Raw genomic sequence first — 11,034 nt, 5'->3', positions numbered from 1 at the left:
TTTTGCTTTGGGACGTCGCAAAGTATCTCGCTGCTTTCGGCGCTCATGCCTTAGGGATTTGCAGCATCACTGAGCCGTTTTCGGTCGAAGCTCCGAGGATCTTTGCAGCGATCAGCTGGTCTACCAATTCATTGGACCAATCGAGCAGGTCCCGGTCGGAAAAGAATCGTCGCCAAGTACTCACAAAGATAGGCGTTGACGCCAGCCAGGCCAGCAACGCCTCACGGGTACTGTGAACCACCTCAAGCATATGAAACGCAGTGAGAGCCTTCACCGCGTGGACCGCATGACGCTCAGGTTCCCGTCGAAAGTAGTCCAAGCGCTCGCGTGCAATTCCGATGGCCTTGGCGATGTCTTTAAATGGCGCCCCGTGACCGGGAATGATGATTTCGGGTTTCAACCGTTCGATGATGTCGAGTGTGGCAGCCACTTCCTCGAAAGCGTCTTCGCCATCGAGTTCCGGAAAGACAATTCCGAAGCCCCGTTCCCACAGCGCATCTGCGGACAGCAGCGTCCCGCTGGACGGTTCATGCAGGATCACCGAGTGCGGATCGTGCCCCGGCGCGGCATGGACATGCCAATCCCTTCCTCCTTGACGAAGCACTTGGCCGGGCGTGAGCTTTCCCGCTGGCGTGAACCGATCGCAGCGCTGGCCGGTCGAGCGATAACTCAGCGCCGTCTCGTCCCAAGTCGAAATCGCCGTGTATTCGCCCGGAGGAATGAGGATGGAACACCCATGCCGCTGAGCGATCAACGCATTCCCTCCGCAATGGTCGGAATGGAGATGCGTATTGACGATCAGGCGAAGCGACTCAGCCGGCAGCAAGCTGGCATCGAGTAAAGCGAGGGTCTGCTCTGCATGGCTGGCGTAGCCGGTGTCGACAAGGACCGCGCCCTCCTCCGGGGATGCGCCATGAAGCACGACGTTGTTGGACGAGAGCCAACCCCGCTCCAGGACGGTGACACCCGACGGCAATACGGCAGCGCTGCGGCCGTCACCGCGCGAGGCGCCCATCACTGCCGCAGTTCGCGTCGCAAGATCTTGCCGACGTTGGTCTTGGGCAGCTCATCGCGGAATTCGATGTACTTCGGCCGCTTGTAGCCCGTCAACTGCTTGTGGCAATAGGCGGCGAGGTCTTCTTCGGCGAGCGCTGGATCCTTCTTGATGACGAACAGCTTCACCGCCTCGCCGGAGTGCTGATCCGGAACGCCGATCGCCGCGCACTCGAGCACGCCGGGATGCAGGTTCACAACCTGTTCGATCTCGGTGGGATACACGTTGAAGCCGCTGACCAGAATCATGTCCTTCTTGCGATCGACGATGCGGGTGAATCCCTCCGCATCCATCACGCCGATGTCCCCGGTCTTGAAGAATCCATCCGGTCCAATCGCCTGCGCGGTTTCTTCGGGACGATTCCAATAGCCGGCCATGACCTGCGGACCTCGGATGCAGATCTCGCCGCGCTCGCCGATTGGCAGGTCCTTGCCGTTGTCGTCGCGGATTGCGATCTCGGTGTTGGGCACAGGCAGGCCGATCGATCCATTGAACTGGGCCAGGTCGAGGCGATTCACCGTCGCCACCGGAGAGGTCTCGGAAAGCCCATAGCCTTCGACGACGGGACAGCCGGTGATGCGCGCCCATTTCTCCGCAGTGGCCTGCTGCACCGCCATGCCGCCGCCATTCGAGATCACCAGCTCGCTGAAATCGAGCTTGGCGAATGCGGGATCATTGGCCAGCGCATTGAACAAGGTATTGACCGCGGGGAACATGTTCACGCGGTAATTGCGCAGCGTCGCGATGAGCCCCGGAATGTCGCGGGGATTCGGAATCAGCAGATTCATGATCCCCATCCGCGCGCCTAGCATGTAGCAGGCCGTGAGCGCGAAGATGTGATACAGCGGCAGCGCGCAGACGATGGTCAGGGGTTTGTCGCCGAGCTTGTTCAGCATCGGCGCGAACCAGGCTTCGCTCTGCAGGATGTTGGCGACGATGTTCCGGTGCAGCAGGGTCGCGCCCTTTGACAGGCCCGTCGTGCCGCCGGTGTATTGGAGGAAGGCGGGGTCGTCCGGGCCGACCTGCACCGACTTCAGCGACATGGCCGCGCCCTGCGCCAGCGCCTGATTGAAGCGGGAGACGCTGCGCCCGCCGGTCAAGGGCAGGCGGAATTCCGGCACCATCTTTTTCACGTGCCGGACCGCAAAGTTGATCAGCGGGCCACGCCACCAGCCCAGCATGTCGCCCAGGCCGGTCAACACCACATGCTTCACCTGCGTACGGTCGATGACCTCCGAGAGCGTCTTGGCGAAGTTCTCGAGCACGATGATCGCCTCGGCGCCGGAGTCCTTGAGCTGGTGTTCCAGCTCGCGCGGCGTGTACAGCGGGTTCACGTTCACCACGACGAAGCCGGCCCGCAGGATGGCCGCGATGGTCACCATGTACTGCAGGACGTTGGGCATCATGATCGCCACGCGCGCACCGCGGACCAGGCCGCGCTGCTGCAGCCAGGCGCCCAGCGCCGCGGACAGCTCGTCGACCTGCGCGAAGCTCAGGCGCTGGTCCATGCAGGCGGCCGCGTCGCGGCGCGCATGCTTGCGGAATGCCTCCTCGAGGAGGGCCACCAACGAGGGATAGACGTCGACCGGGATCTCCGCAGGGACGCCCGGTGGGTAGTTCTTCAGCCAGGGCTTCGCGGCCGGTGGGGCGGTCGCCGGCGTCGCGGCGGTCGGTGCGGTGGTTGCAGTCATGTCTCCTCGTCGCGTTCTTGATGTGTCGGAGGGGCGCGCCCTGAGGAACTGTCCATGCTGGCCGCTGGCGCGAAGGCGTCGTAGCGGGGATGCCCTAGGCCACCTCGTCACGTGAGGGACAAGCGGTCGCCATTCCTTGGCCAGACCCGTCCACGCGCAGAGTTTTCCGAAGCGAAGCCCTGGTCCAGCCTGCGCCTACACTCGTCGTTTTGATCGGGAGCCCGGATGAACGGCAGGCTGCAGCGCCTCACCTCGTTGTTTCGTTGGATCGTTGGACCGCTGTTGAGCCTGTGGGCCGGCAGTCACTGGGGGCCTTGGGTGGGGCTGGCGCTGCTCGCGCTTTTCGTGGCGGGGCCGCCCCTGGCGATGCTCCCCCACTTCCTGGTGTTGCGCTTCGTCCCGCCGGCGCCGGGGCTGCCGACCGCGCCGCTGGGCGACCTGCTGCAGGCCTGGTGGCGCGAGGTCGTCGTGGTCACGAGGGTGTTCAATTGGCAGCAGCCCTGGGCCGAACATCGCGAGCCCGACTTCCTGCCGCCGCCAGGGCAGGCGCGCGGCCGCCGCGGCGTCGTGTTCCTGCACGGCTACAGCTGCAACCGCGGCCTGTGGAACGGATGGATGAAGGCCCTGCGGGCGCGCGGGACGCCGTTCATCGCGCTCACCCAGGAGCCGGCCTTCGGTTCGATCGACCGCTACGCGCCGCAGGTCGACGCCGCCATGCGCGCGCTCCATGACCGGACCGGCCTGGCGCCGCTCATCGTCGCCCACAGCATGGGGGGATTGAGCGCTCGCGCCTGGTGGCGCAGCCAGGGGCACCCCTTCGAGCGCATCCATCGCATCCTGACGCTGGGCACGCCGCATCACGGCACGCTGCTGGCGAAGCTGGGCACCACCGAGAACGCCCGCCAGATGCGCGGCGATTCGGAATGGCTGAACGAACTCGCGCGCCAGGAGCCGCCGCAGGTCGCGAGCCATTTCGATTGCCTCTACGGCCATTGCGACCAGATCGTCTTCCCGGCGGAGACGGCGGTGCTGCCCGGGGCCCGCGTGCTGCACCTGCCGGCGCGTGGCCACCTGCAGCTCGTGTTCGAGCCGCAGGCCTTCGAGCGGGCGCTGGCCCTGCTCGATGAGCCGGCCCAAATGAACACCGCCCAGCGGGTGAGCCGGGCGGGTTGAATCAGGATCGCGTCAGTGGAAAGTCAGCGCGGCGAGGCCGGCCGACATCCCGGACCATCAAGCGTCCGCCTTGAGCACGCCACGGCGGATCTGGTCGAGCTCGATGCTTTCGAACAGGGCCTTGAAGTTGCCCTCGCCGAAGCCTTCGTTGCCCTTGCGCTGGATGATCTCGAAGAAGATCGGGCCGATCACTTCCTTGGTGAAGATCTGCAGCAGCAGCTCGTGCGGCGCGCCCTGGTGCGCGGCGCCGTCGATCAGGATGCGCAGGCGGCGCAGTTCCTCCAGGTCCTCGTTGTGCTCGGGCAGGCGCTTGGTCACCAGGTCGTAGTAGGTGTCGATCGTGTCCTGGAAGACCACGCCCGTGCCCTTCATGCCTTCGACGGTGCGATAGATGTCGTCGGTACCCAGCGCCACGTGCTGGATGCCCTCGCCGTGGTACAGGTCCAGGTACTCGGCGATCTGGCTCTTGTCGTCGCTGCTCTCGTTGATCGGGATGCGGATCTTTCCGCAGGGACTGGTCATCGCCTTGGACTTCAGGCCGGTCAGCTTGCCCTCGATGTCGAAGTAGCGGACCTCGCGGAAATTGAACAGGCGCTCGTAGAACTCGGCCCATTCCTTCATCCGTCCGCGGAACACGTTGTGGGTCAGGTGATCGATGTAGGTCAGGCCATGGCCCTTGGGCGTGGACTGCACCGGCTTGCCCTCGGCATCGAGCAGCGGCACGAAATCGACGTCGTAGATGCTGATGTTGCCGATCTCGCCGGGCGCCGCGCCGTTCTTGCCTTGCCAGCGGTCGACGAAGTAGATCAGCGAGTCGCCGATGCCCTTGATCGCCGGAATGTTCAGCTCCATCGGGCCGGCCTTGTTGTCGAAGCCCCAGGCGCCGAGTTCCAGCGCGCGGCGGTAGGCGAAGGCCGCATCCTTGACGCGGAACGCGATCGCGCAGATCGACGGTCCATGCAGGCGCGCGAAGCGCTGGGCGAAGGCGTCCTTCTCGGCGTTGATGATGAAGTTGACGTCGCCCTGGCGGTACAGCGTCACATCCTTGTGGCGATGGCGGGCGACGGCGACGAAGCCCATCGAGGTGAACAGCGCGCCCAGCGCCGCGGGGTCGGGCGCGGCGAACTCGATGAACTCGAAGCCGTCGGTGCCCATCGGGTTGTCCCAGGGGGTGAATGCCATGCTTGTCTCCGCTACCCCGTCAAGGGGATCTGGTCAGGAATGCGATGGCGTCACTGTAGGGGGAGGGGGGCGCAGGATTTCTGCGATCCATGGCGCCCGAAAGAGGGGTAGCGCAGGAATCCTGCAAGAATCGCGGGATGGACAAGCAGATCGAGCTCGATGCGATCGACCGACGCATCCTCCACGCCCTCCAGGCCGACGGCCGCATGACCTACGACGCGCTGGCGGCGCAGGTGAACCTGTCCTCGTCGGCGGTGCTGCGGCGGGTGAGGCGGCTCGAGGAAGGCGGCGTGATCACCGCCTACGTGGCGCTGGTGAGCCCGGAGCGGGTGGGCCTCGGCCTGACCGCCTACATCAACGTGCGCCTGGAGAAGCACACCGAAAGCCACAAGCGCACGCCGATGGACTTGTTCCGCGCGGCGGTCCAGACCTGGCCCGAAGTGGTGGAATGCGCCGCCCTGACGGGGGAGATGGACTACCTGCTGCGGGTGCTGGTCGAGGACATGAGCCACTACGCCCGCTTCATCAGCGACACGCTGCTGCGCCACCCGAGCGTGCAGGACTGCAAGACCAGCTTCGTGCTGGATCGGCTGAAGGACACGACGGCGCTGCCGGTATGAAGGTAGCGGCGCCGCTCAGCGCCGTTCCAGCACCACCGCGAGTTCGAACCAGCCCCGCTCGTGCGGGCGCTGCGTGTAGGGCGGCGCCGGCCATTTCCACAAGGCCAGCGGGAACAGCGCCCGCATCGCATTGATGTCGCAGTGGTAGGGCGGGCCGATGACCTGGCCGTGCTCGGACTCGTCGCGGCGCGCCTGCATGAACAGGGAGAGCAGTCGGCCGCCGGGTTTGAGCCAGCGCTGCAGCTGCTCGGCATAACCGGTCCACTGGTCGGGATGCAGCGCGCAGAGGCAGGTCTGCTCGTAGATCAAGTCCACCGGATGATCGGGCCGCCAGGCCAGCACGTCGGCCTGCTCGACGCGCCCCGGCACGCCGGCCTCCTTGAGCGCGGCCCGGGCGATCTCCACCGCCGCCGGCGTGTAGTCCAGCCCGATCACGTCCAATCCCGCGCGAGCCAGCACCGACAGCTCATGGCCGCGACCGCAGCCCGGCACGACGATGCGGGCGCCGGTGGGCAACAGCCCGTCCGCCAACCACGCGGCCAGCTGGGGATGCGGCGCGCCGCGGTCCCAGCCGGTCTGCCCGGTCTCGAAACGTTGTTGCCAGAACTCGCGGTCGGGGCCGGCCATGGTGTCTCCTCGCGTCGGTCGCATGCTGTCGGAGCGCGCAGCGTAACGCCGATGCGGCGCCGATGCAGCGCCCATGCGATGGCGTCGCGGCGATCCGCCGCCGCCCCGCGGTTCAGAGCACCCCGTCGACCTCGTGGACCAGCTTGAGCGTATGGGCGGGCGAGAGGTTCATCAGCGCGCCGATCTCGATCAGGTCGTCGGGCACGGCAGGGTTCTCCCAGCTCTGGGCGGTATGCCGCGCCAGCCGCACCGCCAGCGTCACGCTGCGGACCTGCGGATCGTTGGCCTTCTTGTCGTCGACGATGTGGGCGAGCAGCTCCGGCAGGTGCCAGCTGCGCATCAGCGCCTGTTCCAGGTCGCCGAGCTCGATGTTGAGCACCGCGCGCTGCGCCGCGACGCTGCGCAGCGCGGGATCGGCCTGCTGGCGGCGTTGGATCTCGAGCGCGAGGTCGGGAGCCTCGCACCACAGCAGCATCTCGGAGAAATCGTGCAGCAGCGCGGCGCTGTGGATGACCGCGGCATCGGGATCCGCGCGGTGCGCCGCGAAGCCCAGCGCGAAGCGCGCGGCGCGCTCGGCGCGATGCAGCACGCGCTGCACGCCGGCCAGCGCGTCCGGGCGCGAGGCCAGGCGCTGCTCGACCGTCGGCTGCGCGCCGAAGGCCTTGAAGAAGGGGGTGATGCCCATCAGCACCAGCGCGGCGGTGACCGTCTCGGTGTCGGTCAGCAGCCGGCTGGAGCGCTGCGACGCGGCATGCGCCAGCAGTTTGAGCGTCATCAGCGGATCCTTGCTCAGGATCTCGCCGAGCAGGTGCGCGTCGACCGCGTCCTCATTGGCACGCCAGATCTCCAGTTGCTCGGCCGTGCTGGCCAGCACCGGAATCTCCATGCCGCGCAGGTGCGCCGTCCACGCCGCCAGGTCCGGCAAGGGCCGGGTCAGCGGCTGGAACGGCGGGGGAACCGGCGGATTCCCCGCTCCGCTCCCGGACGGGGCAGAGGCAGCGGGCGGAACGCTCTGGGTCATGAAGCGAGGTCGCCGCGCGGGCGGCGATACACGGTGATCGTTCATCGTATATCGGCTCGGCGCCCGCGAGCTTGATCCCCACCGCGGCCACGGCGACCGCGAGCCAGACCGGCATCACAGCCGTTGCACACCCGCGAGGGTGCCCTGCAGTTGGCCGTCGACGTAGAGCCGGCCGGCGCCGTCGGCGTCGCCGTGGAACTCCAGCCCGGTGGCCGGTTCATCGCGGCGGGGCGCCGGAGCGACCTGCCACGCCCAGCTGATCAGGCGCCCGCCGGCGCCCAGCAGCAGGATCGCCAGCCAGCCCCGCAGGGTCTGCTGGCGGGCCAGGCCATGCATGCGGCCCGGCATCAAGGTGATCTCTTGCATGTCTTGTCTCCCTGGGCGCCTGCGCCGACCGGGAAGACGTCCCGGTCCGTCGGAGGCGGCCCGTTCAAGGGCTGAAGTCGTCGTGCCGCTGAAGCGCGCGCTTCAGGGCTTGCTGTTCCTGCTGGCGTCGACCGCCGGCGGTGGGGCCGTGACGGCCCGCTGAACGGCCGTGGCTCAGGGCCACGAAGGGATTGCGCGGCTTGCGCGGTGTCATTGCGAGACGCGGACGGGGAGTGATGAACTGGGCCATGGCAGCCTCCTGTGATGACGGACGGGACGGAAGGGAAAAGGGAGCGCCTCGGTCCCGGGACGGGCGCCAACTGCGCGGCCGTTGCGGCGGGGGCTCCAAAGTTGCGCAGATGATAAACATCTGATTATCAAGCGCAAGCGGTTTTTATCTGGCGTTGTCCCTCGGCGACGGGACGACGCGCGCCGGGAGCCAGCGCCTCGGCGGCGGGGTGGCAACGGTTACGCGCGCAGGCGCGCACCTACGCACGCCGAGGGCCGAGGACCAGGCGGGACGGAAGGCGGAACGGAAGGGGCGAGGGACGTCGAAAGGATTGCCGGCGCGACGCCGCCGGGCGCGCGCTCAGCGCTTCTTCGGCTTCAGCGGCGCGATGCTCTGCTGCAGCTTGCGCCAATCGTCGACGTCGGAGGTCGCCGGCGCGACTGCCCGCGGTGCGGGCGCGGGCGGCGCATTCGGCGCGGGCGGGGTCAGCACCTCGCCCAGGAGGTCGAGCAGCCGGGTGCGGGCCCGCTGCGGATGGCGGCGGTAATAGGTCAGCACCAGGCCGACGATGAAGCGCTCGTCATCGTCCTGCGGCAGGCTGGGGGAGTTGTCCGCTGCGGCCGGCCGGTGCGCGCTTGATAAAGCCCCGTTGCTCTGGGAGATACCGCCCGAGCCTGCGGCGGCGGTGCCCGGCGCCCCGTGTTCCTGGTCCATCCAGCCGTTGGGCTTGTGGCTGAGCTGCTCGAACTGGCGGGCCAGCCGCTCGCCGATCTGGCGCGAACGGCTCTTGATTTGGCTCCAGTAGCTGGGCTGGATCTGCAGGCGCTCGGCAAAGCGGCGCTCCAGGCCGCGCAGGGCGGCGGCATCGGGATGCTTGATCGTCGCGGCGACGAACTCGTCGAACAAGCGCATCGCGTTGTCCAGGCGGATCTGCGCGACATCGCGGGGGGCGGAACACATCCCGCAATGATAAAGCTTCGTTCACAAACGCCTGGCCCGCCCCCTCCGGCCGGCCCCCGCGTCGCAGGGGATCGGCGCCGCGACGATCCCCGGCGGAAGAGGGACTACTCCTCGTCCTTCAGGTGGTAGCCCGCCGCCAACTGGGCCTGCGTGTTGGGGGGCACCGGCTCGTAATGGGACAGCACCATCGTGTAGCGCCCCTGCCCGCTGGTCATCGCATTGAGGCGGTTCTGGTAGGCGCTGAGCTCCGCCAGCGGCGCCAGTCCCTCGACGCCGATCTGCCCCGGCACGCTGGCGCGGGTGCCCAGCACCTGGCCCCGCCGGGACGCCAGGTCGCCGGTGATGTCGCCGGTGGCGTGTTCCGGGGCGCTGATCTCGACCTGCACGATCGGCTCCAGCACCACCGGGCGCGCCTCGCGCACCGCGGCGATCAGCGCCTTCTTGCCGGCGGTGATGAAGGCGATTTCCTTGGAGTCCACCGAATGGTGCTTCCCGTCGAAGACCGTCACGCGCAGGTCCACCACCGGGTAGCCGGCCACCACCCCCTGGGCGAGGGCCTGGCGCACCCCCTTCTCGACGGCCGGCATGAACTGGCCGGGGATGGTGCCGCCCTTGACCTCGTCGCGGAACTCGAAGCCGCGCCGCGCGCCAGCGGCTCGATGCGCAGCCAGACCTCGCCGAACTGGCCGGCGCCGCCGGTCTGTTTCTTGTGCCGGTAATGCCCCTCGGCCTTGGCCGAGATCGTTTCCCGGTAGGCGATCCGTGGCGGCTGGGTCTGGACGTCGAACTTGTAGATCTCCTTGAGCCGCTCCAGCAGCACGCGCAGGTGGAGTTCCCCCAGCCCGTAGACCAGCGTCTCGCCGCCCTGCGCGCCCAGGCCGTCCTGGTCGCCGCCGCGTTCCAGGCGCAGGCAGGGGTCCTCCTCGACCAGGCGCGACAGCACCTCCCACAGCCGCTGCTCGTCCCCATGGCGGCTGGGCCGGATCGCGATGCCATGCACTGGCGTCGGCAGCGCCACCGGCGCCAGGTGCAGGTGCTCGTCCTCCGGCGCGTCGTGCAGCACCGCGTCGTAATGCAGCTCCTCGAGCTTGGCCAGCGCGCACAGGTCGCCGGGCAGCGCCTGCTCGATCTCCACATGCTCCTTGCCCTGGAGCATGAACAGATGCGCCACCCGCACCGCCTTGCGGGCATGCCCGACGTAAAGCTGGGCGTTCCTGCGCAGCGTGCCCTGATGGACGCGCAGCATCGCCAGCTTGCCGAGGTAGGGGTCGGACTGGATCTTGAAGACGTGCGCCACCACGTGCCGGGCCGGATCCATGGTGATGACCAGCGGCTCGGCCTCCTCGCCCTCGCGGCGCAGGAACTGCGGCGGATTGGCCTCGTAGGGGTTGGGCAGCAGCTTCTCGATGACGTCGAGCAGTTCCGCCACGCCGGCGCCCGTGCGGGCGGAGACGAAGCACACGGGGATCAGGTGGCCCTCGCGGAAGGCCTGCTCCAGCGGCGCGTGGAGCTCGGTCGCCGGCACGTCGCCGTCATTGAGGTAGCGGTCGACGAAGTCCGGATCGACCTCCACCACCTGCTCCACCAGCGCCCGGTGGGCGGCCTCGACGGAGCCGAAGTCGCTGTCGCCGCTGCAGCCGAAGAAGCAGTCCTGGACGCGCGTGCCGCCCGCGGCCGGCAGGTTCAGCGGCAGGCACTCGCGCCCGAAGGCCTCCTGCAACTGGCCCAGCAGCGCCTGCGCATCGACGCCGGGCGCGTCGATCCTGTTGACGACGATGAGCCGCGTGAGCCCGCGGCCGGCGGCGGCCTCCATCATCCGCTTGACCATCAGCTCCAGGCCGTTCTGCGCGTTGACGACGATCGCCACCGACTCGACGGCCTCCAGCGCGGGCAGCGCCTGGCCGATGAAGTCGGGCGCGCCCGGGGTGTCGAGCAGGTGGACGCGCAGGCCGTTGTGCAGCAGGTGCATCTGGGCCGCCTGCAGCGAGTGCTGCATCCGTTTCTCCAGCGGGTCGTGGTCGCTGACGGTGCTGCCTTTCTCGATGCTGCCGGCGCTCTTGATTGCGCCGGCCTTCAGCAGCAGGGCCTCGGCCAGCGAGGTCTTGCCGGCG

General features: G+C 68.0%; 10 protein-coding genes and 1 pseudogene. 2 read left to right on the top strand and 9 right to left on the bottom strand.

Annotation, left to right across the window (positions count from 1 at the left end; genetic code table 11):
• Positions 1-43: 43 nt before the first annotated feature.
• Positions 44-1,015, bottom strand: coding sequence for an MBL fold metallo-hydrolase (locus FUT87_RS12295; protein ID WP_147241195.1), 972 nt, complete (start codon positions 1,013-1,015; stop codon positions 44-46).
• Complete coding sequence (locus tag FUT87_RS12290) at positions 1,015-2,745, bottom strand: long-chain-fatty-acid--CoA ligase (protein ID WP_147241194.1); 1,731 nt, start codon at positions 2,743-2,745, stop codon at positions 1,015-1,017. Before FUT87_RS12290 ends, FUT87_RS12295 begins: the two co-directional genes overlap by 1 nt.
• A gap of 225 nt (positions 2,746-2,970) precedes the next feature.
• Between FUT87_RS12290 and FUT87_RS12285 the strand changes: the two genes are divergently transcribed.
• Entirely contained in the window at positions 2,971-3,918 is a 948-nt protein-coding gene (locus FUT87_RS12285) for a triacylglycerol lipase (RefSeq protein ID WP_147241193.1), read from the top strand.
• 57 nt (positions 3,919-3,975) lie between these two features.
• On the opposite strand, the gene hppD is transcribed toward FUT87_RS12285, so the two are convergent.
• On the bottom strand, positions 3,976-5,100 hold the full coding sequence (gene hppD / locus FUT87_RS12280; RefSeq protein WP_147241192.1) for a 4-hydroxyphenylpyruvate dioxygenase: 1,125 nt from the start codon (positions 5,098-5,100) through the stop codon (positions 3,976-3,978).
• A 137-nt stretch (positions 5,101-5,237) separates the two neighbouring features.
• Here hppD and FUT87_RS12275 point away from each other — a divergent pair, with 137 nt between their 5' ends.
• The gene (locus FUT87_RS12275; RefSeq protein ID WP_091724875.1) at positions 5,238-5,720 is read left to right on the top strand and encodes an Lrp/AsnC family transcriptional regulator; all 483 of its coding nucleotides are present in this window, start codon (positions 5,238-5,240) and stop codon (positions 5,718-5,720) included.
• 15 nt (positions 5,721-5,735) lie between these two features.
• Here FUT87_RS12275 and FUT87_RS12270 read toward each other — a convergent pair whose 3' ends face one another.
• From FUT87_RS12270 to fusA, 6 genes and pseudogenes are all read right to left on the bottom strand, one after another.
• Positions 5,736-6,347, bottom strand: coding sequence for a methyltransferase domain-containing protein (locus FUT87_RS12270; RefSeq protein WP_147241191.1), 612 nt, complete (start codon positions 6,345-6,347; stop codon positions 5,736-5,738).
• Positions 6,348-6,459: 112 nt separating this feature from the next.
• Positions 6,460-7,272 carry an HDOD domain-containing protein gene (locus FUT87_RS12265; protein ID WP_254783146.1) on the bottom strand — a complete coding sequence of 271 codons (813 nt, stop codon included), beginning with the start codon at positions 7,270-7,272 and terminating at the stop codon, positions 6,460-6,462.
• 210 nt (positions 7,273-7,482) lie between these two features.
• Positions 7,483-7,734 carry a hypothetical protein gene (locus tag FUT87_RS12260; protein WP_091719730.1) on the bottom strand — a complete coding sequence of 84 codons (252 nt, stop codon included), beginning with the start codon at positions 7,732-7,734 and terminating at the stop codon, positions 7,483-7,485.
• Positions 7,735-7,798: 64 nt separating this feature from the next.
• A complete protein-coding gene (locus FUT87_RS12255) occupies positions 7,799-7,984 on the bottom strand; it encodes a hypothetical protein (protein WP_141225176.1) in 186 nt (61 codons plus the stop codon).
• Between the two features lie 339 nt (positions 7,985-8,323).
• On the bottom strand, positions 8,324-8,923 hold the full coding sequence (locus FUT87_RS12250) for a hypothetical protein (protein WP_255511789.1): 600 nt from the start codon (positions 8,921-8,923) through the stop codon (positions 8,324-8,326).
• Positions 8,924-9,027: 104 nt separating this feature from the next.
• Positions 9,028-11,034: pseudogene (gene fusA / locus FUT87_RS12245) on the bottom strand (elongation factor G); the annotation flags it as partial.

The sequence above is a fragment of the Mitsuaria sp. TWR114 genome (assembly GCF_007997345.1).
This window is presented reverse-complemented; position numbering and strand designations above follow the sequence as displayed.